The sequence below is a fragment of the Enterobacter sp. R4-368 genome (assembly GCF_000410515.1).
In the GTDB taxonomy this organism is placed as follows: domain Bacteria; phylum Pseudomonadota; class Gammaproteobacteria; order Enterobacterales; family Enterobacteriaceae; genus Kosakonia.
This window is the reverse complement of sequence record NC_021500.1, coordinates 1,329,815-1,356,211: the sequence shown is the minus strand read 5'-3', so window position 1 is coordinate 1,356,211 and position 26,397 is coordinate 1,329,815. Positions and strand designations below refer to the sequence as shown.

At 49.8% G+C, this 26,397-nt stretch carries 20 protein-coding genes; 16 read left to right on the top strand and 4 right to left on the bottom strand.

What is annotated here, in order from left to right; all coding sequences use genetic code 11:
- The first annotated feature begins 17 nt into the window (after window positions 1–17).
- Window positions 18–2,864, top strand: a complete 2,847-nt coding sequence (gene rcsC, locus H650_RS06325) for a two-component system sensor histidine kinase RcsC (RefSeq protein WP_020454499.1) — start codon at window positions 18–20, stop codon at window positions 2,862–2,864.
- Window positions 2,865–2,897: 33 nt separating this feature from the next.
- On the opposite strand, the gene rcsB is transcribed toward rcsC, so the two are convergent.
- Window positions 2,898–3,548, bottom strand: a complete 651-nt coding sequence (gene rcsB, locus H650_RS06320; RefSeq protein ID WP_017458563.1) for a response regulator transcription factor RcsB — start codon at window positions 3,546–3,548, stop codon at window positions 2,898–2,900.
- 16 nt (window positions 3,549–3,564) lie between these two features.
- On the bottom strand, window positions 3,565–6,234 hold the full coding sequence (rcsD, locus tag H650_RS06315; RefSeq protein ID WP_110093601.1) for a phosphotransferase RcsD: 2,670 nt from the start codon (window positions 6,232–6,234) through the stop codon (window positions 3,565–3,567).
- Window positions 6,235–7,072: 838 nt separating this feature from the next.
- On the opposite strand from rcsD, the gene H650_RS06310 reads away from it, so the two are divergent.
- From H650_RS06310 to mgtE, 6 genes are all read left to right on the top strand, one after another.
- On the top strand, window positions 7,073–8,239 hold the full coding sequence (locus tag H650_RS06310; protein ID WP_020454496.1) for a porin OmpC: 1,167 nt from the start codon (window positions 7,073–7,075) through the stop codon (window positions 8,237–8,239).
- Window positions 8,240–8,354: 115 nt separating this feature from the next.
- Window positions 8,355–9,386 (top strand): FAD:protein FMN transferase ApbE, encoded by a 1,032-nt coding sequence (apbE, locus tag H650_RS06305; protein ID WP_020454495.1) that lies wholly within the window; start codon window positions 8,355–8,357, stop codon window positions 9,384–9,386.
- Window positions 9,387–9,458: 72 nt separating this feature from the next.
- On the top strand, window positions 9,459–10,520 hold the full coding sequence (gene ada / locus H650_RS06300) for a bifunctional DNA-binding transcriptional regulator/O6-methylguanine-DNA methyltransferase Ada (RefSeq protein WP_020454494.1): 1,062 nt from the start codon (window positions 9,459–9,461) through the stop codon (window positions 10,518–10,520).
- Window positions 10,520–11,170, top strand: a complete 651-nt coding sequence (alkB, locus tag H650_RS06295; RefSeq protein ID WP_020454493.1) for a DNA oxidative demethylase AlkB — start codon at window positions 10,520–10,522, stop codon at window positions 11,168–11,170. Before ada ends, alkB begins: the two co-directional genes overlap by 1 nt.
- A 73-nt stretch (window positions 11,171–11,243) precedes the next feature.
- Window positions 11,244–12,887 carry a multidrug ABC transporter permease/ATP-binding protein gene (locus H650_RS06290; RefSeq protein WP_020454492.1) on the top strand — a complete coding sequence of 548 codons (1,644 nt, stop codon included), beginning with the start codon at window positions 11,244–11,246 and terminating at the stop codon, window positions 12,885–12,887.
- A 147-nt stretch (window positions 12,888–13,034) separates the two neighbouring features.
- Complete coding sequence (mgtE, locus tag H650_RS06285) at window positions 13,035–14,471, top strand: magnesium transporter (RefSeq protein WP_020454491.1); 1,437 nt, start codon at window positions 13,035–13,037, stop codon at window positions 14,469–14,471.
- On the opposite strand, the gene H650_RS06280 is transcribed toward mgtE, so the two are convergent.
- Entirely contained in the window at window positions 14,434–15,669 is a 1,236-nt protein-coding gene (locus tag H650_RS06280) for a SulP family inorganic anion transporter (protein WP_020454490.1), read from the bottom strand. The genes mgtE and H650_RS06280 overlap by 38 nt on opposite strands.
- A 274-nt stretch (window positions 15,670–15,943) precedes the next feature.
- On the opposite strand from H650_RS06280, the gene mqo reads away from it, so the two are divergent.
- Window positions 15,944–17,599, top strand: coding sequence for a malate dehydrogenase (quinone) (gene mqo / locus H650_RS06275; protein WP_020454489.1), 1,656 nt, complete (start codon window positions 15,944–15,946; stop codon window positions 17,597–17,599).
- Between the two features lie 661 nt (window positions 17,600–18,260).
- Here mqo and H650_RS06270 read toward each other — a convergent pair.
- On the bottom strand, window positions 18,261–18,464 hold the full coding sequence (locus H650_RS06270) for a hypothetical protein (protein ID WP_020454488.1): 204 nt from the start codon (window positions 18,462–18,464) through the stop codon (window positions 18,261–18,263).
- 189 nt (window positions 18,465–18,653) lie between these two features.
- On the opposite strand from H650_RS06270, the gene H650_RS25660 reads away from it, so the two are divergent.
- Genes H650_RS25660 through H650_RS06235 form a run of 8 tightly spaced genes read left to right on the top strand, consistent with a single transcriptional unit; the run spans window position 18,654 to window position 26,386 of the window.
- Window positions 18,654–18,824, top strand: coding sequence for a hypothetical protein (locus H650_RS25660; protein WP_020454487.1), 171 nt, complete (start codon window positions 18,654–18,656; stop codon window positions 18,822–18,824).
- A gap of 58 nt (window positions 18,825–18,882) precedes the next feature.
- Window positions 18,883–20,040 (top strand): efflux RND transporter periplasmic adaptor subunit, encoded by a 1,158-nt coding sequence (locus tag H650_RS06265; protein WP_020454486.1) that lies wholly within the window; start codon window positions 18,883–18,885, stop codon window positions 20,038–20,040.
- Complete coding sequence (locus tag H650_RS06260) at window positions 20,041–21,981, top strand: MacB family efflux pump subunit (RefSeq protein WP_020454485.1); 1,941 nt, start codon at window positions 20,041–20,043, stop codon at window positions 21,979–21,981.
- The gene (locus tag H650_RS06255; RefSeq protein WP_044489427.1) at window positions 21,978–23,366 is read left to right on the top strand and encodes an efflux transporter outer membrane subunit; all 1,389 of its coding nucleotides are present in this window, start codon (window positions 21,978–21,980) and stop codon (window positions 23,364–23,366) included. The genes H650_RS06260 and H650_RS06255 overlap by 4 nt, the downstream gene beginning before the upstream one ends.
- Window position 23,367: 1 nt before the next feature.
- Window positions 23,368–24,609, top strand: coding sequence for a beta-ketoacyl-[acyl-carrier-protein] synthase family protein (locus tag H650_RS06250; RefSeq protein WP_020454483.1), 1,242 nt, complete (start codon window positions 23,368–23,370; stop codon window positions 24,607–24,609).
- The gene (locus tag H650_RS06245; protein WP_020454482.1) at window positions 24,606–25,403 is read left to right on the top strand and encodes a MaoC/PaaZ C-terminal domain-containing protein; all 798 of its coding nucleotides are present in this window, start codon (window positions 24,606–24,608) and stop codon (window positions 25,401–25,403) included. Before H650_RS06250 ends, H650_RS06245 begins: the two co-directional genes overlap by 4 nt.
- Before the next feature lie 2 nt (window positions 25,404–25,405).
- Window positions 25,406–25,642 (top strand): acyl carrier protein, encoded by a 237-nt coding sequence (locus H650_RS06240; protein WP_238328380.1) that lies wholly within the window; start codon window positions 25,406–25,408, stop codon window positions 25,640–25,642.
- Between the two features lie 18 nt (window positions 25,643–25,660).
- Entirely contained in the window at window positions 25,661–26,386 is a 726-nt protein-coding gene (locus tag H650_RS06235; RefSeq protein WP_020454480.1) for an SDR family oxidoreductase, read from the top strand.
- Window positions 26,387–26,397 lie beyond the last annotated feature (11 nt).

Here is a 26,397-nt window from a genome sequence, read left to right as displayed (position 1 = left end):
GGCGGAGTTTCCCCAGGTTGAAATACCTCGTCTCGTTTCGCAGTACCCTGAAAGTCTCCCGCTATCTGTTCAGGGCGCTGGCGCTATTGCTTTGGCTGTTGATTGCCTTTTTTTCTGTCTTTTATATTGTTAACGCCTTGCATGACAAAGAGTCGGAAATTCGCCAGGAATTTAACCTCAGTTCCGATCAGGCGCAGCGTTACATCCAGCGCACGTCTGACGTGATGAAAGAGCTGAAGTACATCGCTGAAAATCGTCTGACGGCGGAAAACGGTATTCTGACCTCGCGCAACCGCGACGACAAAACCGAAGTCCCGACATTTATACCGCTGTTCCCGGATTCTGACTGCTCCGCCATGGGCAGCTCCTGGCGCGGCTCGCTGGAGTCGCTGGCGTGGTTTATGCGCTACTGGCGCGACAATTTCTCCGCCGCTTACGATCTCAACCGTGTGTTTTTGATCGGCAGCGACAATCTCTGTATGGCCGACTTCGGCCTGCGCGATCTCCCCGTTGAACGCGACGACACGCTGAAAAGCCTGCATGAGCGCATCGTTAAATACCGTAACGCCCCGCAGGATGAGCGCAGCAACAACGTCTACTGGATGAGCCAGGGGCCGCGTCCGGGGATCGGTTACTTCTATGCGCTGACGCCGGTTTACCTCGGCAACCGCCTGCAAGCGCTGCTGGGCACGGAACAGTCCATTCGCATGGAAAACTTTTTCACGCCGGGTAGCCTGCCGATGGGCGTGACCATTCTGGATGACAACGGCCATGCGCTGATCTCCCTTACCGGCCAGGATAGCGGCATTGTTGTCGATCCGCGCTGGATGCAGGAACGTTCATGGTTTGGTTATACCTCGGGTTTTCGCGAACTGATCCTGAAAAAGAGCCTGCCACCGTCATCGCTGAGCGTGGTTTACTCCGTACCGGTCGATATGGTGCTGGAGCGCATTCGCATGCTGATCCTCAACGCCGTATTGCTGAATGTGCTGGTCGGTGTGGCGCTGTTTACGCTTGCGCGCATGTATGAGCGGCGGATTTTTATTCCGGCGGAAAATGATGCCCAGCGACTGGAAGAGCATGAGCAGTTCAACCGCAAAATCGTCGCCTCCGCGCCGGTGGGGATCTGCATTTTACGTACTCAGGACGGGACGAACATCCTGAGTAACGAGCTGGCGCACAACTATCTGAACATGCTGACGCATGAAGACAGGCAGCGGCTTACGCAAATTATCTGTGGTCAGCAGGTCAATTTCGTTGATGTGTTGACCAGCAATAATACCAATCTGCAAATTAGCTTTGTTCATTCACGTTATCGCAATGAAAACGTGGCGATTTGCGTGCTGGTGGATGTTTCCGCCCGCGTGAAAATGGAAGAGTCGTTGCAGGAGATGGCGCAAGCGGCGGAGCAGGCGAGCCAGTCGAAATCGATGTTCCTTGCGACAGTCAGCCATGAGTTGCGCACGCCGCTGTACGGTATTATCGGTAACCTCGATCTGCTGCAAACGAAAGAGCTGCCGAAAGGGGTCGACAGGCTGGTCACCGCGATGAACAACTCATCGAGTCTGTTGCTGAAAATTATCAGCGATATTCTCGATTTCTCGAAAATTGAATCGGAACAGTTGAAAATCGAGCCGCGCGAGTTTTCCCCGCGCGAAGTGATGAGCCACATCACCGCCAACTATTTACCGCTGGTAGTGCGCAAACAGCTGGGGCTGTACTGCTTTATTGAACCAGATGTGCCGATGGTGCTGAATGGCGATCCGATGCGTTTACAGCAGGTGATTTCCAACCTGCTCAGCAACGCGATTAAGTTTACTGATATCGGTTGTATCGTGCTGCATGTGCATCGCGATGCGGATTATCTCAGTATTCGCGTACGTGATACCGGCGTGGGAATTCCGGGTAAAGAAGTGGTGCGTCTGTTCGATCCCTTCTTCCAGGTGGGAACCGGCGTACAGCGTAACTTCCAGGGCACCGGGCTGGGGCTGGCGATTTGTGAAAAATTGATCAGCATGATGGATGGCGATATTTCCGTTGATACCGAGCCGGGCATGGGGAGCCAGTTCACCATCCGTATCCCGCTTTACAGCGCGGTCGCACCGGTTCGCGCCGATGTCGATGGCCTGGCGGATACGTGCTGCTGGCTGGCAGTGCGTAATGCCTGGCTGTCGGGTTATCTCCAGACATTACTGCAATGGAACGGTATTCAGGTTAAGCAGTACGACGGACGCGCGCTGGGCAACCAGGATACGTTAATCACCGATGATGAACTCTCCTCGTCGTGGACCGGACGCGCGGCCATTATTTTCTGCCGTCGCCATATCGGTATTCCCGTTGAGCGAGCCCCGGGCGAATGGTTGCACAGCGTGGCGTCGCCACACGACCTGCTGACGCTGCTTGGGCGCATTTACCGCGTTCAGGTTATCGAGCCGCAGGCGAGCAACGCGCTTCCTGCCGAGACCCGGGAAGCGGTGCTTAACGATGACATGATGATCCTGGTAGTAGATGATCATCCGATTAACCGTCGCCTGCTGGCCGATCAGCTGGGATCGCTGGGATATCAGTGTAAAACGGCCAATGATGGCGTGGATGCGCTGAATGTTCTGAGCAAAAACCCTATCGATATTGTGCTCAGCGATGTCAACATGCCGAATATGGACGGTTACCGCCTGACACAGCGTATTCGTCAGTTAGGGCTGACGCTGCCGGTGATTGGTGTGACGGCTAACGCGCTGGCAGAAGAGAAGCAACGCTGTCTGGAATCGGGTATGGACAGCTGCCTGTCGAAGCCGGTAACGCTGGATATTCTCAAGCAAACGCTGGCGGCGTATGCCGCGCGGGTACGTAACAGCCGGGTATAAAAAAGAACCCCGGCGGATGCCGGGGTTGCAGGATTACTCTTTTTCTGTCTGCGTCAGGGTGACGGAGGAGAGATAGTTCAGCAGTGCGATATCGTTATCGACACCCAGTTTCATCATTGCTGATTTTTTCTGGCTACTGATGGTTTTGATACTGCGGTTCAGCTTCTTGGCGATTTCCGTTACCAGGAAACCTTCGGCAAACAGGCGCAGCACTTCGCTCTCTTTCGGTGACAGGCGTTTGTCGCCGTAACCGCCAGCGCTGATTTTTTCCAGCAGGCGCGAAACGCTTTCCGGCGTGAATTTCTTCCCTTTTTGCAGTGCCGCCAGCGCTTTTGGCAGGTCTGTCGGCGCGCCTTGTTTCAGCACGATACCTTCAATATCCAGATCCAGCACTGCGCTCAGGATGGCCGGGTTATTGTTCATGGTAAGCACAATAATCGACAGCGTCGGGAAGTGACGTTTAATGTATTTGATAAGCGTGATGCCATCGCCGTATTTATCGCCCGGCATTGACAGGTCGGTTATCAATACGTTTGCCTCAAGTTTCGGCAGGTTGTTAATCAGCGCTGTAGAGTCTTCAAATTCACCGACAACGTTTACCCATTCGATTTGTTCGAGTGACTTGCGAATACCGAACAGTACAATCGGATGGTCATCGGCAATAATTACGTTCATATTGTTCATGTATTAGGCTACCTTGCTACAGCAAGCTCTTGACGTAAGCGTCAATGTCGCTGATGTAATTTTCTATGCCTGGAACATCGCTCTCGCGAATTAATTGCTCCAGCGTTTCGCACAACTGCTTACCAGGTACCAGATTAAGCATGGCAAACACGCCTTTCAGGCGGTGTGCCGTCTGCGCCAGCGCCGCGAAATCGCGCAACGCCGACTCAGTATACAACCTCTTAACATCATCGGGTACTGTGTCAACAAACAGCGCGTAATAGCCGCTGGCGTGGAGCTCGGCGTTTTCGTCACCCCCCAAAGGCGACTCCGGTACATTCTCCTGCGCCAGTTGCTCTTCAATGAGTTGCAATATTGCTCCCTGCATTGCATTGCTCATATTAAAGTTCACGCGCAATTGGCCTGGGCCAATTTTCCGCACGCCTGCCTCATCATCGCTTAAAAGCAAGCCTGAGGCAGTAAGATTAGACGGATTATCTGTCAAAAAGAGATCATATTCTTGACTTGATAACCGCTCATCCGGGGAAATACAGCTTGCCCCCCAGTTTTCCAGCTGGCGAACCACAATATTACGGATTTCGTTAGAGGTAATATCAATCATCGCCACCACGTCATCGAGTAATTTTTCTTCGCTCTCAGCCTGTTGCGGACGAGCCGCCATCTTCACATGCAGTGAGTAGCGGGTGCCCAGATCCTCACGCGCTTTAATATTCAGATGCCCGCCAAGCTTACGCGCCAGCTGATCGCACAGCCAGAAGGTAAGGGCATTCGCTTTTCCGTACTGATCACCCTGCGTATCGTTAAGGAACGGGAAATGCAGATTATCGATTTCACTGGCGTTCACACCCACGCCGGTATCGAGAATCCGGAAGGTCAGGCGGTCTTCCGCCGATTCGTCCACATTCACTTCAAGCGTGATTTTGCCCATCTGCGTGGTCGTGACCGCGTACTGGATGAGCAGCAACAGGATCCGACGCAGAGCGTCACGGTCGCCGTGACGCTCTTCATTGGCCGGAAGCGGGTTATTAATTAAGAGTTGCAGACCCTTACGTTTGATAACCGGCAGGACTTCCGGCACCACTTCATCAATCAAATCCTGAATCGAGAACAGTGTAGACGAACCTTTCCAGCTGTCGCTCTCCAGCATATGTGCCAGCTGGATTTCATCGACCAGTTGTACCAGCCTGTCGGCGTGATCCGCGACAAGATTGCCCTCCTGGCTCTGCAACGCTGCGGCTTCGCTGGCCAGCGATTTCACCGGCTGTTTCAGCGACTCGGCAAGATTACTCATAAAGCTAGCGCGGCCCTGCTGGTTTTTCTCATACAGCCGTTGCGCCTGCTTGAGCTTTTTATTAACCAGCACTTCTCTGTCCTGGTCGCGAATAATAAAGATCTGCGTACGCGAAGCGACCTGGCTGCGGAACTGACGAATTTCGTACAGTTCGTTATTAATGGTGGCCTGAATCACGCCCTGATGCTGATCGGCCATCGCCGTAATATTTTGCAGATTCAGGTGCGGTAATAAGTGATCGGCGATTTTATTGCTCAGGACGGTGCGGTTCGCTTCCTGATCGTGGACCAGCAGCCCCAGCGGCAACAGTGAAACGATCTCTTCATTAAAGGCACGCAGCACACGTAGTTCGTTACTTGCACCAGGCGTTGCCAGACCGTCGGCTTTACGCCCTGGCATCTGGCGAAAAGTGGTGTAACCGAACAATGCCAGCGCCAGCAGGCCGATATTCAGCAGTAACGGCAGAAGAATATTTTGCAGCGTATCCAGCAGCAGTGTCCCGAACGGCACCTGCCAGACCAGACGCAGCCCGGTGCCGTTCAACGCTGAGGAGATCTCAATGCGCGAACTGTTAAAATTGACGGCAACGCTGTCGGTTGTTTCTTTATCCTGCCCGCGTGTGTTGGTCTGCGTGGTATCCGGATCGAGACGGAAGCTATCCAGCGTCATGCCGGGTGGGATCAGATCATTAATCGGCAAATCGAATGCGACTACTGTGGCCAGATGACCCGGCTGGTTGAATGTCGTACGCAGCGTGAAGTAATGGCCGTTTTGCCAGGCCAGATGGCGCAGAGATGAAAAGCTTTCGCGTTCATCAAGGGCATTCGCCTGCTGCAGCATTTCTGCGCGGCGGGAATCGACAATATTACTGATTGTGGTGTCTTTGAAACCGGAAGAAAGATCCTTTAGCGGCAACGTCGACACCAGGATCATGCTGTTATCCTGGCCGTTGAGGTAGTACATCGACCATGGCACGGTTTCCGCGCCCCAGAGCGTATCGAGGTACGTTGAGATCCGCTGCGTCATCTCCAGCGTAGAACTGTCATGGGAACCAAAAATCAACGCTTCTGTTTTACGCCGTGGTTTTTCCAGGTAGTAAACGTCTTGCTTTAAGCGCGTTTCTTGCAGACCTTCACCAGACGTAGCGGCTGGCGCCGCAGCAATGTTGTCGTAAATTTGCCAGGTAGCGTAGCGCCAGGTATCGATACGCTTGTGAATAGCGTGGGTGATATCGACAATCTGATAGCTTTTATCTTTTAACCAGGCGTTGACCGCACTTTGGATCATCACCCCCATTGTCACCAACAGGACGATAATCAACAAAAGAAAGTAACGGGTGATGTTGCCCGGTATCAGGGAAAATTTGCCAGGGATCATTGTGTCCGATCGACTCATTCTTGTGTGGAACCCGTTATGACAACACTGCTGTAAATACTAAGCGCTCGCTGAGACAATGTTGCTGCCATGCCGTAATAACCGCCTGTAACATGCGGCGAACGTGTAGATGTTGTGTTGCAGAGCAGTGTACAGCAGGCAGTATATCGGTTAATGAGTGAATTTCCAGACTCTCTTTCCCGTTTCAGTCTCGAAAACATGGGGATAGGCATATTGACTAAACGCAGTGGCAAATATGTACAGCCAAGAAAAATTGTACATATATTTACCGTTTGGTTGCAAAAAGAACGCGATAAATAACAAACCATTAATTTCGTGAATGCGTCAATGAGAAATATCCGGCATGGTAATTGATTAATTAATAGTCGTTACAAATAGTTATTATATCTAAATAATTATTCAAGTTGCGTAAGGAAAGGTAAAAAAAAACCGAATGCGACGCATCCGGTTATAAGAGGGGTAAACAGACATTCAGATTCGAATGACGGTAATAAATAAAGTTAATGATGATAGCGTCAGTTATTTTAGTTGCGATTGAAGATTATGGTTTTGCATTCAGTGCTATGATTTGTGTTTTACTTATTATTTTGTTTTTAAATGATTTTTTATTATTTTTTGATTATTTGTGCGCATTTGTTTAGCTATTTGTGCGAAAAAAAGTTCCCTCAAATTTACAAAATGAAACATCTATCATTACGTATGAAACATCTTCAAAGTTTTCGTATCATATTCTCGTTGGATTATTTTTCTATTTTAAGCACAATGATTTTGCCAGCTGATTAGAGGGTTAATCGGCAAGCAGTGGCAATAAAAATGCATATAACAGAGGGTTAATAAAATGAAAGTTAAAGTTCTGTCCCTCCTGGTACCGGCTCTGCTGGTAGCAGGCGCAGCAAATGCGGCTGAAGTTTATAACAAAGATGGCAACAAATTAGATCTGTACGGCAAAGTAGACGGTCTGCACTATTTCTCTGACGACAGCAGCGCTGATGGCGATCAGACCTACGTACGTTTTGGCTTCAAAGGCGAAACACAGGTAAATGACCAGGTGACGGGTTACGGCCAGTGGGAATACAACGTTCAGGCTAATAACACGGAAACCTCTACCGACCAGGCATGGACTCGTCTGGCTTTCGCCGGTATCCGCGTAGCTGATGCGGGTTCTTTCGACTATGGTCGTAACTACGGCGTAATTTACGATGTCACCTCCTGGACCGATGTTCTGCCGGAATTTGGTGGCGATACCTACGGTGCTGATAACTTCCTGCAATCCCGTGCTAATGGCGTTGCAACCTACCGTAACACTGACTTCTTTGGTCTGGTTGATGGCCTGAACTTTGCTCTGCAATACCAGGGTAAAAACGGTAGCGTAAGTGGTGAAGACTCTACTGGTCGCAGTGTTCTGAAACAGAATGGTGACGGTTATGGTGCCTCTGTAACTTACGATCTGGGAGCAGGCTTTAGTGTAGGTGGTGCAATGTCCTCCTCGAAACGTACCTACGATCAAAACAACCGTGTTTACACCACCACCGATTCTGCTGGTAACGTCACTGGCTCTTATCCGATCTATGGTGAAGGCGATCGCGCTGAGGTTTACTCCGGTGGTTTGAAATATGACGCCAACAACCTCTACCTGGCGGCACAATACTCTCAGACTTATAACGCGACTCGTTTTGGCGGCGCATCTGGTGCAAAAGCTTATGGTTTTGCCAACAAAGCGCAGAACTTTGAAGTGGTTGCTCAGTACCAGTTTGACTTCGGTCTGCGTCCGTCCATTGCTTACCTGCAGTCTAAAGGTAAAGATATTTCCGGTACGGGTGTTGAAAACTACGGCGACCAGGATCTGCTGAAATACATCGATGTTGGCGCGACTTACTACTTCAACAAAAACATGTCCACCTATGTTGATTACAAAATCAACCTGCTGGACGACAACGACTTCACCAAAGCCGCTGGCATTTCCACAGACAACGTTGTTGCTCTGGGCCTGGTTTACCAGTTCTAAGTTAACAACTGTGATTATTAAGGGGCCGAAAGGCCCCTTTTTTATGTCCCGCGTCGGCCAAAGCTTGCGTTTTAGTGTAGGCTTGCCGCGGGATAACAAATAACGAGAGACAGAGATGATTTTTCTTCGTGCCGGGGTTGTCGCGGCGTTGTTGGTACTGTCCGGTTGCGACACCGGTAGCAAGGCACAGCCCACTGTGCTGGAAGGCAAAACCATGGGCACTTTCTGGCGCGTGAGCGTGGTGGATATTAGCCCGCAACAGGCGCAAAGCCTGCGACAAAAAATTCAGACACAGCTGGATGCTGACGATCATCTGATGTCGACCTGGAAGGACGACTCCGCGCTGATGCGCTTTAACCATTCGACCAGCACGGCACCGTGGCCGGTCAGCGCCGCGATGGCGGATATCGTTACTACCTCGCTGCGTGTCGGTGAGAAAACCGAAGGCGCGATGGATATCACCGTCGGGCCGCTGGTTAATTTATGGGGATTTGGCCCGGATAAACAGCCGGTAAAAACACCGGGTCAGGCACAAATTGATGCGGCGAAAGCGCGTACCGGTTTAGCGCATTTAACCGTGATCAACCGCGCCGGAGAGCAATTCCTGCAAAAAGATCTGCCGGATCTGTTTGTTGACCTTTCGACGGTAGGCGAGGGATACGCGGCGGATCACCTGGCAAGGTTAATGGAGCAGGAAGGGATCGCGCGTTATCTGGTTTCTGTTGGTGGCGCATTAGCCAGCCGGGGCATGAACGCGCAAGGCCAGCCGTGGCGCGTGGCGATCCAGAAACCGACCGATCGTGAGAATGTTGCCCAGGCGGTTGTCGATATTAACGGTCATGGCATCAGCACTTCCGGCAGCTACCGTAATTATTACGAGCTGGACGGCAAACGCATTTCTCACATCATCGATCCGCGTAGCGGGCGGCCAATCCAGCATGCGCTGGTGTCGGTCACGGTTATCGCGCCCACCGCGCTGGAAGCGGACGCCTGGGACACCGGTTTAATGGTGCTCGGCACCGAACAGGCAAAAGAGGTGGTGACGCGGGAAGGGCTGGCGGTATTTATGATTATCAAAGACGGCGACGGTTTCCGCACCTGGATATCACCGCAGTTTTCCGCATTTCTGCTCAGCGAAAAAAATTAAACCGCAAGATTGCGGGTGTCTGGAGCTGCGCATACGGGCACAGTGAGGCTAAGCTTACATGAGGAGCCTGACATGAACGACACCACATTATTAGATGAACAGCGCTGGCAAGCGGTGCTGGCCCGTAATGCGCAGGCCGATGGTCAGTTTGTTTTTGCCGTGCTGACCACCGGCATTTTTTGCCGTCCCTCTTGTACGGCGCGCCACGCCTTGCGTCAGAATGTCCGTTTTTATCCCGATGCGCAGAGCGCCCAGGCCGCTGGTTTTCGCCCCTGTAAGCGCTGCCAGCCGGATAAAACCCACCCGCAGCAACAGCGGCTGGATAAAGTGACCAAAGCCTGCCGCTTACTGGAGCAGGATACGCCTATCACGCTGGAGCAGCTGGCCGCTGAAGTGGCGCTTAGCCCTTATCATTTTCACCGTTTATTTAAATCCGTTACCGGCATGACGCCAAAAGCCTGGCAACTGGCTTTTCGCGCTCGCCGCTTACGCAATACTCTTGCGGTGAGCGAAACCGTTACCGACGCTGTGCTGGCAGCGGGCTTTCCGGATAGCAGCAGTTATTACCGCCAGGCCGATGCATCGCTGGGGATGACGGCACAGCAGTTCCGTCGCGGCGGCGATGCTGCCGACGTCTGGTATACCTTCAGCGACTGCGCGCTGGGCCGCTGCCTGGTGGCGGAGAGCGAACGTGGAATTTGCGCCATTTTACTGGCCGACAGTGACGAGCAGCTTCTTACCCAGTTGCAGGCGATCTTCCCCCGCGCTCAACGTGCGCAGGCTAATGACGCGTTCAGTGCGCGGGTGGCGCAGGTTATCAAGCGGCTCGACAACGCCGATGCCCCCTTTACGCTGCCGCTGGATCTTCGCGGCACCGCGTTCCAGTTACAGGTATGGCAAGCACTGCGCGAGATCCCCACCGGTGAGACGGTAAGTTACCGGGAACTGGCGCAAAAGCTGGGTAAACCAAACGCGGTACGAGCAGTTGCCAGCGCCTGCGGTGCGAACAAACTGGCGATTGTCATCCCTTGCCATCGCGTGGTGCGCAGCGATGGGGCGCTGTCCGGTTATCGCTGGGGGATGGCGCGCAAAGCTCAGTTGCTCCAGCGAGAACGTAACAAAGAGGAGACGTAATGCTCGATCTGTTTTCCGGAGAACAACCCTGGCAGGAGCCGCTGGCATCGGGCGCTGTCGTGCTGCGGCGCCTTGCCTTAGCACCAGCCGACCAACTGTTACGCGGTATCGCACAAGTGGTCAGTCAGTCGCCGCTGCGTCATATGGTCACCCCTGGCGGTTATACCATGTCAGTGGCGATGACCAACTGTGGCAAACTCGGCTGGACCACCGATCATCGTGGTTACCTCTACGCGCCAGTCGATCCGCTAACTCAACAGCCGTGGCCGCCGATGCCTGCGGCTTTTTCTGCGCTGTGCCAGCAGGCGAGCGAGGCGGCTGGTTACCCGGATTTTCATCCGGATGCCTGTCTTATCAACCGTTATGTGCCGGGGGCGAAATTGTCGCTGCATCAGGATAAGGACGAACCCGACCTGCGTGCGCCGATTGTATCTGTGTCGCTCGGTTTACCGGCCATTTTCCAGTTTGGCGGCCTCAAACGTAGCGATCCGCTGCAACGGCTGATGCTTGAACACGGCGATGTGGTCGTATGGGGAGGCGAGTCGCGGCTCTTTTACCACGGCATTGCGCCGCTGAAAGGCGGCTATCATCCGGCGACCGGTGAGTGCCGCTACAACCTGACGTTTCGCCAGGCAGGCAATGGCGAATAAAAATAAGAATTATTCTTGATGTAACCCGGTAGCCGTTTAAACTGCTGGCTGATTTTGTTGACCGGGTTTTGTTATGGAACTTCTCCTTCTTGTCTGGCGTCAGTATCGCTGGCCTTTTGTCGGTGTGCTCGCGCTTACCCTCATGAGTGCCGCGTTTGGTATCGGCCTGATTGCTTTTATTAACCAGCGGCTGATTGAAACCGTGGATATGTCGCTGACCGTTTTACCGGAATTTCTCGGCCTGTTGCTGTTACTGATGGCGGTGACGCTGGGGTCGCAACTGGCGCTGACTACGCTCGGTCACCATTTTGTCTACCGCCTGCGTAGTGAATTTATTAAGCGCATCCTCGACACGCCTGTGGAACGTATCGAACAACTGGGTAGCGCCTCTTTGCTGGCCGGGCTAACCAGTGATGTGCGTAATATCACCATCGCCTTTGTGCGCCTGCCGGAACTGGTGCAGGGCATTATCCTGACCGTTGGTTCCTGTATCTATCTGGCGATGCTCTCCGGCAAGATGCTGTTGATCACTGTGCTGTGGATGGCGCTGACCATCTGGGGCGGGTTCGTGCTGGTTTCCCGTGTGTACAAACATATGGCGAGGCTGCGTGAAACAGAAGACAAGCTGTACAACGATTTCCAGACCGTGCTGGAAGGGCGCAAAGAGCTGAACCTCAACCGCGAACGCGCGGAACACATTTTCGAACAGATGTACCTGCCGGATGCACGTGAATATCGCCATCACATTATTCGCGCCGACACGTTCCATTTAAGCGCGGTGAACTGGTCGAACATTATGATGCTGGGGGCAATCGGCCTGGTGTTCTGGATGGCAAACAGCCTCGGCTGGGCGGATACCAATGTCGCCGCAACGTATTCCCTGACCCTGCTGTTTTTGCGCACGCCGCTGCTGTCCGCAGTGGGTGCTTTGCCCACGCTGCTCAGTGCGCAGGTGGCTTTCAAAAAGCTAAAACAGTTTGCGCTGGCCCCTTATAAAGCCGGGTTTCCCCGCCCGCGGGCTTTCCCGAACTGGCAAACGCTGGAACTGCGCGATGTCACCTTTAAATATCAGGACAACGACTTCGCGATTGGCCCCGTCAATATGACGCTCAAGCGCGGCGAGCTGGTGTTTTTGATTGGGGGTAACGGCAGCGGTAAGTCGACGCTGGCGATGCTGTTAACCGGGCTGTATCAGCCGGTTTCCGGTGAGATCCTGCTGGATGGCAAACCGATGGCGCAGGATAAACCGGAAGATTACCGCAAACTATTCTCGGCGGTCTTTACCGACGTCTGGCTGTTTGACGACCTGCTGGGACCGGAAGGCAGGCAGGCGGATCCGGCGCTGGTGGAAAAGTGGCTTGAGCAACTGAAAATGTCGCACAAGCTGGAGCTGAACAACGGCAAGATCCTCAATCTCAAGCTGTCGAAAGGGCAGAAAAAACGTGTCGCCTTGCTGCTGGCGCTGGCGGAAGAGCGCGATATTCTGCTGCTGGATGAATGGGCGGCGGATCAGGACCCGCATTTCCGCCGCGATTTCTACCAGGTCTTACTCCCGTTAATGCAGCAAATGGGCAAAACCATTTTTGCCATCAGCCATGACGATCACTACTTCGTGCATGCCGATCGTCTGCTGGAGATGCGCAACGGCCAGCTTACCGAGTTGGTGGGTGAAGAGCGTGCGCACGCTTCCCGCGACGCAGTGGCACGCACCGCCTGACAGAGCCGCCCCTTCTGGCGAGGGGGCGTTCGCTGGTTTTTTATCCAAACGCCTGCGCTGTTTATTATTTTTTACAAAACCTGCCGCTATGCTTAAGGCTACTCTGCTCTGGCTTCGGAGCGCTTTGCCACATTCAGGGACCGGCCAATGCCAGTTATCAAAAAAAACAGCGTCAAACTGCGCGATGAAGAGCGTGCGCGGCTGATTTGGCTGCTCACCACCCATAAACCGCTCACCGCCGCGCTGCTTGGCGAAATCACGCTGGTCGAGCAGGTCGACAGTGCCGAGCTTGAGCACGATCTCGCCGAAGTGAAAGTGCTGGTTTCGCACCTGCCGCCACCGGATTTGGCTGACACCCTCGAAGCGCTGCCGGTGGTTGAACGTCACGCGTTATGGCGGCTCATCGATGATGATAAGCGCGGCAAAGTGCTGCTTGAAGCGTCCGAAAACGTCTGGGATGACCTGATCGATGAGATGAGCGACCGCGCGCTGCTGGATGCGCTCGAAACGCTGGATATTGATGAGCAAATCTGGCTGGTGCAGCATCTGCCGCGTAACCTCACCGGACGGCTGATGGCTACGTTGCCGCCGACAGAGCGCGCCCGCATGCGGCAGGTCATGCGTTATGGCAAAAATTGCGTCGGCGCAATTATGGCGTTTGAAGTTATCACCGTACGCTCAGAAGTCACGCTGGCGGCCGTCCAGCGCTATTTGCGACGTCTCGGTAAAATGCCGGAGAACACCGATAAACTGTTTGTTATCGGGCGTGATAACCGGCTGATGGGCGAACTTGGTCTGCAGACTATCCTGCTTAACGCCGCCGGACGGCGGGTGAGCGAGGTGATGGATGCCGATCCGGTGACCTTCTCCCCTGAAGACGAAGCGGAAAAAGTGGCGCGTACTTTTGAGCGTGATAACTTGCTCAGCGCGGCGGTAGTCGATGAAAACGGCATGCTGATGGGCCGTTTGACCATCGATGAGATCGTTGATGTGGTGTACGAAGAGACCGACAACGATATGCGCCAGATGGGGGGCTTAAGTACCGAGGAAGATGTTTTCGCGCCGGTAAGTAAAGCGGTGAAAAACCGCTGGGTATGGCTGGCAACCAACCTGTGTACCGCCTTTATCGCATCACGCGTCATTGATGGTTTTGAACACACTATCTCGCAACTGGTGGCGCTGGCGTCGCTGATGCCGATTGTCGCTGGTATTGGCGGCAATACCGGTAATCAAACCATTACCATGATTGTTCGCGCGTTAGCATTGCAGAACATACAGCCGGGCAACTTTACCTTTCTTATACTGCGTGAAATGGGCGTAGCGCTGATTAACGGTCTGGTGTGGGGCGGGATTATGGGCGGTGTCACCTGGTGGCTGTATGACGATGCGGCGCTGGGCGGCGTGATGACGCTGGCAATGGTGCTGAACCTGCTGATGGCGGCGATAATGGGGGTATTAATCCCGATGGTGATGACCCGGCTGGGGCGCGACCCGGCGGTCGGCTCCAGCGTGATGATCACCGCTATTACCGATACTGGCGGCTTCTTTATTTTTCTTGGGCTGGCGACGATTTTTTTGCTGTAGAAAGGCTCTTTTCCCGCAGCGCGGCTGGCGTAATCGCCAGCGTAACCAGCCCGGCAACAACGCCGATAGCCAGATTACCGGTGCTGACGGTGGCAACCACGGTGACCAGCATTACCAGCGTTTCGATAACTGGCGCTTGCGTCAGCGCCGCGGGTTGCACACTGCTCCAGTTAAAGGTTTTGAACGCGACAATCGCCATAATTCCGGCCAGTACCACCATCGGGATTTTCGCCATCACGTCGCTTAATGCCGTTACCAGCAGTAACAGCACCAGCGCAGCAGCAAGGGTCGAGATACGCGTGCGGCCTTTGCCCATTTCCACATTGACAATGGTCTGGCCGATCATGGCGCACCCGGCAATCCCGCCGTAGAAGCCAGCCAGAATGTTCGCGATCCCAAGCCCGGTGCTTTCCCGGCTTTTATTCGATGGCGAATGTGTCAGATCGTCGACCAATTTTGCGGTCAGCAGCGACTCTATCAAGCCGACAAACGCGATGCTCAGCGCACACGGCCAGACAATGCTCAACGTATGCAGGTTCAATGGTACCAGCCATTGCGTCAGGCCAGGCAAACCGCCCTGCATTGAACCTTCATCCCCCACGGTGGGCAGCAACTGACCGCTAAAAACGGTGAACGCGGTGAACAGCGCAATCGCCACCAGCGGCGCAGGAATGCTTTTTACCCAGCGCGGGAGCCACAGCACAATCAGTATGGTCAGTGTAAACAGCGCCAGAATCAGGGGATCTTTATGCCAGAAATGCGGCACCTGAGCGCAGAAAATCAATATCCCCAGCGCATTAACAAAGCCGGTCATTACAGCTTGTGGGATAAAGCGCATCAGCCGCGACATTCCGCTCAGACCGAAAATAATCTGCATCACACCCGCGAGTAAAACTGCCGGCAGGATGTATTCCACACCGTTTTGATGAACCATCGGACCGATAACCAACGCGACTGATCCCGCCGCCGCCGTGACCATTGCCGGACGCCCGCCGAGCAAAGACATGCTAAAACACAGCACTACTGAGACTATCAGGCTTACTTTCGGGTCAACACCTGCAATAACAGAAAATGAGATAACTTCCGGGATGAGTGCCAGCGCGGTGATTACGCCTGCCAGAACTTCACGGGTAAAAAGCTGTGGTGAGCGCAGAAGATGGCTTACGCGCAATACAGAATGGGTTGATTTTTCAGTCATAAAGATTCGCAGGTGGGATGCCAGAAAAGCAGTGACAAACGGTATCACTGCGTTCGGCAAAGCGGGGGATGATAGCAGATTTCCGAGCAGAGTGACCAGCAATAAGTGTTAAATATAATGCAAAAAATCAACTTATTAGTAACATTAATACAATGAATATTTAATGTTTAAACATTATTTAAATCTCACTTTTTAAGTGCTACGTTAGGGGTGCTAACTACTTTACCCTCAATAAATGCGAATAAAGCAGCACTAAAAGTAAGGCAATATCATCATGAAAAAAATGACTGCCAGGCTGTTTTCGATGGCTGTCGGGCTTAATGCTGTCTCAAAAGCAGCAAAAACGTCCGCATCGAAAGAGCAGGAAACAGATGTGCTTTTAATCGGTGGTGGGATCATGAGCGCCACGTTGGGAACCTGGTTGCAGGATCTCGAACCCACCTGGTCGATTACCATGGTGGAACGGCTGGATGCCCTGGCGGAAGAGAGCTCGAACGGCTGGAACAATGCCGGTACCGGGCATGCCGCCTTAATGGAACTGAATTACACCCCACGCAGCGCGGACGGCTCTGTCAGTATTAAAAAAGCGATTGAAATCAACGAAGCATTTCGTATTTCTCGCCAGTTCTGGGCGCATCAGGTGAAAACCGGCGTATTGCGCGAACCGCGTTCATTTATCAATACCGTGCCGCATATGAGCCTCGTCTGGGGCGACGACAATGTGAACTTCCTGCGCGCGCGCTACAAAGCGCTGCAGCAATGTTCCCTGTTCCGCGGTATGCGTTATTCCGAAGATGCCGAACAGATCAAACAGTGGGCGCCGCTGGTGATGGAAGGGCGTGATGCCGGGCAAAAAATTGCCGCCACGCGTACCGAAATCGGCACCGATGTGAACTTTGGCGAACTGACGCGCCAGATGATTGGTTCGTTGCAGAAAAAAGAGAACTTCGCTTTGCAGCTAGGCACTGAAGTGCGCGGCCTCAAACGCAATGCCGACAATAGCTGGAATGTGACGCTGCATAACCTGCAAACTGGAGCGGAGCAGATCATCAAGGCGAAGTTTATTTTTATTGGCGCCGGTGGTGCAGCGCTGAAGCTGTTGCAGGCATCCGGTATTCCGGAAGCGGCAGACTATGCGGGCTTCCCGGTTGGCGGGCAGTTCCTCGTGGCGGAAAACCCGGCAGTGGTCAATCACCATCTGGCGAAAGTCTACGGCCAGGCCACCGTGGGCGCGCCGCCCATGTCGGTACCGCATATTGATACGCGCATTATCGATGGCAAACGCGTGCTGCTGTTTGGACCATTCGCTACGTTTTCGACGCGTTTTCTGAAAAATGGTTCTCTGTGGGATCTGCTGCGTTCGACTAACTCGTCGAACATTCTGCCGATGCTGACCGTGGGGATGACCAACTTCAGCCTGGTGAAATATCTGGTTAACCAGGTGCTGCAAAATGAGGACGACCGCTTCGATGCGCTGCGCGAGTACTATCCGCTGGCGCAGAAAGAGGACTGGCGTTTGTGGCAGGCGGGCCAGCGCGTGCAGATTATTAAGCGCGAGCCGGGCAAGGGCGGCGTGTTGCGCCTCGGAACCGAAGTCGTGAGCGATAAAGAGGGCACCATTGCCGCGCTGCTTGGCGCGTCACCGGGTGCCTCGACCGCAGCGCCAATCATGCTGGAGTTGATGGAGAAAGTGTTCGCTGAGCGTTTTGCTTCTGATGCCTGGCAGGCAAAACTGAAAGAGATTATTCCTTCTTTCGGCACCGAGCTGAATGGCAATATTGAAGCCGCAGACAAGGAACTGCGCTACACCAGCGAGATCCTCGGCCTGAAATGCGACGAGTCGCTGGTAGCAGATATCACGCCACCGGTGCAAAAACCGACAACACAGCCGCACAATGACGGCGAGCAGGTTGCGGATATCGCGCTGTAATCGTTTTTACTGCAACATAAAAACCGTGACGAATGCGTTACGGTTTTTATTACACTCCCCCGCTGATGGATTAGTGAGTTTTTGTTGGCCGCAGTATCACTATCACCAATGATGGGGGAGGGCATCTATCTCGGGCTGTTTGTTCTCTTGCGCATAGCGCAGACATAACAAAATCAACCGCAATGGATTGGTTTCTTATGGGTTTTTGGGGCGGTACGAGAGGATTAAATATATTAATACAACATTATGATTTATATAATTTCATCAAAGCTGTGAGCCTCTCCATTGACAGATTTTTTACTGGAAATCCCTTTCATATAACAGCTTTCATCACGTATACCGCATCCGGTAAGTCATTTACGTTGACGTGATTTCGTTTGAATGTCTTCACGAACGGTTCTGCGACCCCGTTACTTTGCGGGTTGCGTCCTGGCGTTGCTCACACTACAAACCCCAAGGGAACTGGCGAACGTGCGTGTTGCATCGGCCTGGTGGCAACTGTCCTTATCGGGCAGTTATTCAATATGAGGCGGAGCCTTCAGCACGTTACCTAACCTCTTTTCCAGATTTTCAGTATCGATTAAGTGCGCGATTGAAACGGCGGCTACGGCAAAACCTATATAATCATCGACTGCATGATAGCACCTCATTATCAGCTGCTTCACATAATTGCTACATTTACAATGACGTGCAAAGAAATGTTTAAAAAAACAGCACTTATACCTTTCACGAATGCTTTATAATTTTCAAAAAGCACTTTAAAACCTTCAAATAAACGTACTAAAACTTCAAAAAGCGTTTTAAAACCTTCAAGTAAACACACTGAAACTTCAAAAAGCGCTTTAAAAACTTCAAATAAGCGCATTAAAGCTTCAAAAAGGGTTTTAAAAACTTCAAAAAAAATTTAAAAGTTTCAAAAAAGCGCTTTAAATTTTTAAAGATGCTTTTGATTTTTTATTGATTAAAAGATCCTGGGGTAATGCGATATATTTCATCCTGTTCAGAAATGAACGATTTGCAAATAATTGAAGCACTATTACACAAGGGAATTAAAATGTTTAAAGCAACAGTATTAGAATCCAAAGAAAGTAAAGCAGTTGTGGGCGGAATGGTTGGCCCATACGGTGAATGTTATTTTGTTGATAACCGTCCTAACGGCGTGTATGGCTGGTTCCGTCGTGAATCAGGTAAAAATGGTTTGGAAAAACGTTGTGACGAGAAGTAATTCACAATATTAATTAAGCAGTAAAATTAAAACAAAGGCCAGTTTCTGGCCTTTTATAATGGTCATCAGTGTGAAGATAAAACCTTTTTTTCTGACTTTATTAGTAGCTATAGTTCCTGCTGTATATGCGGTTAATAGCGTATTTCTTTCGGAAAGTGACGTTACTGAAAATACGAAGAAAGAAAGTTCTCACGTCACCTACTCTGATATCGATCGACTGATTACCACGACCGGCGTTCTAAAACCTAACGAGCAAGTTAGTGTCGGGGCGCAGGTTAATGGACGGCTCAATAAGCTGCATGTGAAGGAAGGTGATGCAGTTAAAAAAGGCCAGTTGCTGGCTGAGATCGATCCGACGCTTGCACAAAATGATGTCGATAGTGCTAAATCTGAGCTGGATAATGCATTAGCGCAAAAAAAGATCACGTTACTGTCGCTTAAACAGTCTAAGAGCGATTATAACCGACAAAAGAAAATGTCACTGGATGACGCCACAACGCTGAGCGACCTCGAGACGGCGAAAACAAAATATGAAAGTGATAAAGAACAGCTAGATATAAATGAAATTCAAATAGCTCAGGCCAGAGTCAAGTTAAATACTGCTCAGGCAAACTTAGCGTACACGCGCATTACGTCGCCCATAGATGGCGTCGTCTTGGGTATATTAACGCAGGAAGGGCAGACTATTGTTTCATCACAGAGTGCGCCGACAATTCTGGTGGTGGCTAATCTGGATATCATGACTGTAAATATCAAAATATCAGAAATGGATATTTTGAAAACCAGGGTTGGTATGCCTTTATGGTTTACTGTCACGGCTTCTCCTGACACCCGTTATAAAGGGATGCTAAACAGGATACAGCAAATACCAGAAGAAATGCTTTACGATATGAAGAGCAGTTCAGGTGATTCTGCCGGGAGTAAGAAAACAGCTACCTATTACAATGGAAGTTTTGACGTAGTAAATGATCAGCATGTTTTAAAGCCAGCTATGTCGGTACAGGTTTATTTAGTTGTTGAAGAGAAAAAAAACGTTAAAGCCGTTCCGACAAACTACCTGGGTGAAATGGTTAGCAAAGATCATTATATCGTCAATGTACTTCACAATAATAAAATAGAAAAAAGACGCGTACAAACCGGGATTAAGAACGCGAAAATTACTGAGATCGTTAAAGGATTAGAAATAGGCGATATTATAATAAAGGGTGGCGACTAAATGAGCCGCACCGATGAATATATTATTTTATCAGACGTTTATAAACGATATGAGAGTGGTGGAGAAATCGTTTCTGCACTGAAAGGCGTATCGCTAACCATTATAAAAGGCGAGTTTATCGCTATCGTCGGGCCATCAGGCTCGGGTAAAACCACGCTGATGAATACCATTGGCTGCTTAGATGATATTAGCGCTGGGCAGATGTCATTCTACGGCATTGACGTATCGGTGTTAACAGCAGACTCAGTTGCTGAGTTACGAAATAAATATATTGGTTTTGTATTCCAGAAATACAATCTTTTGCCTTACTTAACCGCGAAAGAGAATGTCGCTTTACCCGCACAATACACCTCAAAAAACTATAAAAATAGAAATGAACGTGCGGAAAAAATACTTGAGTCGGTCGGCTTAAGCGATCGCGTTGATTTTAACCCAAACCAACTTTCTGGTGGACAGCAGCAGCGCGTCAGCATTGCCAGAGCGCTAATGAATGATGCCGACATTATTCTGGCAGATGAACCGACGGGTGCTCTGGATAGTGTGACGGGGTGCCAGGTTATGGACATATTCAAGACGCTTAACCGAAAGGGCAAAACGATTATCCTTGTTACGCATGATAGCAATATTGCGTCACAGGCCGACCGAATCATACACATGAATGATGGCCGGATCGTGAAAGACGAAAGCAGCGTATCAACCAGTGACCTCCAGGCAGCATGCACCAGGGTACTTGAAAAGGATCCGCTTGGCATGATGTTTGGGATAGTCGAAGCATTCAGAACTGCGTTTAGAGCACTGAACGGCCACCGGATACGAGCGTTTCTGTCAATGCTGGGTGTCATTATTGGGGTTTTTGCAGTGCTTATGTCTATTGCCATAAGCGAAGGCGCACACCATCGTGTTATGAAAGAAATGAATTTATTAGCCACCAACACCATTGAAATCAGGCCAGGCACCAGCTGGAAGTCAATGCCAGATCCCGGCAATAAGCTTCTTGAAAAAGATGATGTTGATATGCTTACCGAGCTATTACCGGAAAGTAAAATTTCACCGGTGATAACATCAACAGCGACGATAAATAGTGGTGATAGTGATATTGACGCTGCGCTTACCGGTATCAGTAAGGAATACTTCGATGCCGATAAAGTGTTAGCTGGCCATTTGTTTGAAACTGACAATATAACCGCCAGTGATGCTGTTGCCGTTATTGACTCAAGGCTTGCAGAAACCGCATTCGGTTCCTCGAATGAAGCGGTAGGAAAATATTTGCAGATTTCCGGCTACCCATTTGAGGTGGTCGGGGTGATCAAAGATATCTCGACGGCATCGGAAAAGACGACATTAAAAGCCTGGATACCCTGGACCTCGTACATAAACCGGATTACGGGTCTGATACCTTTTGAAGCCATCCAGGTTCGGGCCAAAGATCCGGCTCAGGTTGAGCTTATAAGAGAGAAAATAGAGCAAGCGCTCACGTTTTCACACGGTAAAAAGGACTTCTTTACCGTCACGAATGAGTCCGTGGCAGAAATGATCGAGAATGTTTCTACCTCAATGAAACTGCTCACGGTAGCTATTTCAACCATCTCGCTGTTGGTTGGTGGAGTGGGCGTTATGAACATTATGTTTGTTTCAGTGACCGAGCGCATTCATGAAATTGGCATTCGTCTTTCTGTCGGCGCGAGTCCTGCTGATATTAAAAGGCAATTTTTAATCGAGTCTGTATTTATCTGTTTTTTAGGGGGAGCCGTCGGCGTGGCTTTAACGAGTTTAGCCAGAATTATATTCCCTCTAGTGACGAACCAATTTGACATGGTTTTGACAATAACACCGATTGTTATTGCCTGTGCGTTTTCATGTTTCATCGGCATCGTATTCGGTTACGTTCCGGCGAAGAAAGCATCATCTTATACGCCTGCTAAAGCATTAGGTTACAAATGAAGTTCAGACAAACATCATTATTTTTGCTTTGCTTATTATGCACAGGTTGCGGCAGTATGTTGAAAACTGAATATCATACGCCAGAGATAAAATTTCCAACGGCGGGGCAAAGCGAGAAAACAGGTTATAAAAATGCTGTCACCAATGAAGCATGGTGGAGTGTATTCAATGACCCCCTGTTATCATCGATCATTAATGATACGCTGAGGAATAACAACGATTTGCATGCGGCCGCGTTGAATCTGTTAAAAAGCAAGCTGGATTCAGGCGAAATAAATACGAATCTTTTTCCTGATTTTAATATGTCAGCGAGTGCAAGTAATAACCGCACTTTATTGCAAGGTACTCCTTCAACAGAGAGTTACAGCTCTTCTTTGTCAATGAGCTATGAGCTTGATTTATGGGGCAAGTTAGCGAGGACGAGAGAGCAGGGTAAATGGAACATTGATGCCAGTGAAGAAGATTTGCAAAACACTGTGTTGGTTATCATTGATTCAATTGCCAAAAGTTACTGGAATATTGCTAAATTCAATGAACAAATTGAGTTTTACAAACAACGGCTTGAGATCGCCAGGTCTACATATCTGGTCGTTAATGCTAAATATAAAAGCGGAGCAGGCGCGAGATCTGATGTCTTATTAGCAAAGCAAGCTATTTATTCAAGCGAGTTACAACTGCGGAATGTTATTAGCCAAAGGGAAAATGAGCGTAACGCCATGGCCATTGTCTATAACAAAAACAGTATTGATCGTCCGAAAGAAAAAAAAGGACTTGGTGAATACCAGGATATCAAACTGCCGTTGTTTAAATCGGTGGACATAATATCGCTGCGCCCGGATATACGCGCCGCGGAATCCAGAATAAAAATAGCAATTACCGGTTATGATCTGGCTAAGATTAACTTCTTTCCCTCTATCTCACTGGGCGCGACGATCGGGGCGGGGAGCACTATTTTCACACAATGGTTTAGCGAGCAAACCTTATTACAATCTATCTCGGCCGCTTTCCCACCGCTTCAGTGGAGAAAGTTGAGTTTTGAATTAGAAAAAGAAAAGATTGCTGTCGCGTTATCAGTTAATGACTTCAGAAAAGTCGTGCTCAATGCATTATCTGAAGTAGAGAACGCTTTAGATGCCAGAAAAAAAGCCGAATATGGTCTTGAGATGCAAAAAAAGACACTCTCAATTTCTCAGAATCTGATGCGAATAAATACAGTCAAGTACAGGTCTGGTTATATATCGCTTCAGACCTTACTGGACTCTCAGGACAATGTTCTTAACCAGAAAATTTCATACGCCGATTGTCAGTACGATTATCTAACTTCTACGATGAAGTTTTTATTATCAATCGGTGGTGGTGAATTTAACAGCAAGGTAAAAAGTTAAAATGGAACATAGACGCGTTGTTATCACCGGCTACGGTGCGATTACGCCGTTGGGAAGCTCAGCGGAAGAAAGCTGGAAATCTATTGTGGATTACCAAACAGGCTATCAGTACGTTGATAAAACGGATGCGAGTATTAACTCGAAATTTTATGGCTTGATTGCGCATGAACCTAAGTTAACGGGGGTTCCTGCTTCTATTCGACGGAAATTACCTCGTTTTGCACGGCTTGGTCTTGCGGCTGCGCAGGAAGCTGTTGCAATGGCATTTAACCAGTCTCTACCTGCCGATATCTACGACCCTCTGAAATGCGGCACGATTGTCGGCACCGGCTGGGGGGGAATTGATGACGCCTACCATAATTATGATGATTATAAACTTGTTGGTGTTGGCTCGCCGTTTAGCTGCTTTCATGCAATGCCAAGCGTCGCAACGGCCGCCTGCAGCATCATGTGGGGATTGAGGGGGTATCAAAATACCCCGATAGCAGCATGTGCCACGGGGAGCATGGCTATTGGCGAGGCTTATGAATTAATTAAAAATGGGCACATGACCATGATGCTTGCCGGTGGAAGTGAATCACTGACATCAAATGCATCGGTGTGGATGATTGATGTGCTTCAGGCGTTAACGCATGAACAACATGATATCCAAAAAGCCTCTTGCCCATTCAGTCTTGACCGCTCGGGGTTCGTTTTATCTGAAGGCGCGGCTATCCTGTGTCTGGAGGAGCGCGAATCAGCGCTGGCAAGAGGGGCGACCATACTCGGTGAAATTAAAGGATACGGGAATTTTTCCGATGGAGTTGATTTTACCGCTCCTGCACAGGATAAGCTTTCACGCGTTTCTACTATCAAGAAAGCGTTAGCTGATTCGGGGCTAAGCGCTAATGAAATTGGTTATATAAATGCGCATGGAACATCAACCATGCTCAACGATCTCAATGAAACACAGTCTATTAAAGATGTCTTCGGGCGGTATGCATATGAGATCCCCGTTTCGAGTACAAAATCATACAGCGGGCATCTGATTGCTGCAGCAGGTAGCTTCGAAAGCATTGTCTGTCTGAAGGTGCTGGAAAACAATATCCTGCCGGCAACACGTAATCTGAACCGCCCCGATCCAGAATGTGATCTTGATTTCATTCCAAACCAGCATCGTCAGACTGTTGTAGATAATGTACTGAATCTCAGTTTTGGGTTCGGGGGGACAAATGCTGCTCTGGTCATAGGTCGCTCGTTATGACAGACATGACATATGATGGCTTTCACGCAAAGCATTGGGCCAATTTTTCTGGTGATTACAACCCGATACACTTTGATCTACTTGCTGTCGCTAAACTGAATCAAACAGCATTGGTTGCGCATGGCATGCGTGTACTGGCAGATGTACAAAATGAGCTGATTAATCATTCCGGTATTTTTAGCGCAACACATTCTGCTCCGGTAAAGTTCTCAGCCAAATTTGAAAAACCGGTATCGTGTGGCACGACGTACTCTTTACGCCACAATGATGGAGAAACAAAGACAACCTTCAAATTGATTGATTCCTCAACCGGTATCACACATATTCGCGGCACTATTTCTCAGGCAAATTATCCAACCATCAACGATGTTATTGCTGAAAGGGTTTTGTCGAAGGAATATCAGGATGAGGTTGTTGCACTGTGGCCTGCTGACATAGAAAAAAATTATGCTGTTTTTTTGTCCTCAGTAATGTTCAGAGAACTATTCAGGGCTAAGGATTTATTTCCTGCCGATTTTTTAAATAAATGTACTCCCGTGCATTCGCTATCAGCGCTGTTGTCGCAGGAACACGTATTACAAACGCATTATGATTTCTATTGCCATTCTTCCTTGTTTTACAGAGAGGGACAAAAAATTGAAGGTTTGTGTCTCTCTATTGCAAGGCCATTGATAACCGGTGATGCAGATTACGGCTGGTTAATTCAAGTTCAGGTGGCGGCAAAAGAAAAAGAAAATACACTCATGCAAATGTCGGTGACACTGAAAGTTGCCATTAACTCACAGGGGAAATGAATATGTACACAGAACTTTATAACGCTATTGCAAGCACTATTGCCGATGCAAAAGATCTTCCTTTAGAAGAGATAAACGAGCAAACGACTATTTCAGAATTAGGTTTAGATAGCCTGGACTATGTAGAACTGATGGTAATGGTTAAAAAGCAATTTAATATAACTATAAATTTCGAAGCAGCAATGAAATCAAATGACATTACTCTTAAAGAGTTTTGTACATCCGTTTTATCAGCTTAGCATTTCAGGTGATTAATAATGAGTGACTCATGGATCCTTGTTACAGGTGGAAATCGCGGGATTGGTTCAGCCATTGTCAATGAATTACGGAGTGACAATAATATTGTATTCACTTCTCGGTCGACAAAATCCAGCCCGGATGAAAATAATCAGTCCAGTAAGACCTTCATTGAGCATGTGGTTTGCGATAACTGTGATGTTGTGCAGGTGGAAACGGTCGCGAAGGATTTGTTAAATCGATATGGGCCGCCTAAAGCCGTCATACATAATGCCGGGGTCACTCAGGATGAACTGCATATTCGTCAATCGATTGAACAATGGCGGAATGTGATTGATACAAATCTCAATGCCATTTTTTATTGGAATCAGTATCTCCTGCCTGAAATGATGGCGAATGGCGATGGTGTCATTTTGCTTGTGAGTTCGGTAACGGGAATAAAAGGCAATATTGGTCAAACGGCTTATGGTGCAAGCAAAGCGGCTCATTTTGGGCTGGCCCGGTCACTGGCACTTGAAGTTGCTCGATTTGGTATTCGCGTTAACTGCCTGGCTCCGGGGGTCATAGACAGTGATATGACGCACAACTTATCGCCAGATGCCTTGAAAAAATTACGTTCGCAAATCCCGCTGCGCCGGTTTGGCTCTGTGGAAGAGGTGGCAAAGGTTGCACGATTTATGATTAGTGAACCTTGTCAATATATGACAGGCCAAACAATTGTGCTTGATGGCGGAATGACCGCTTAACATTCAGGTAT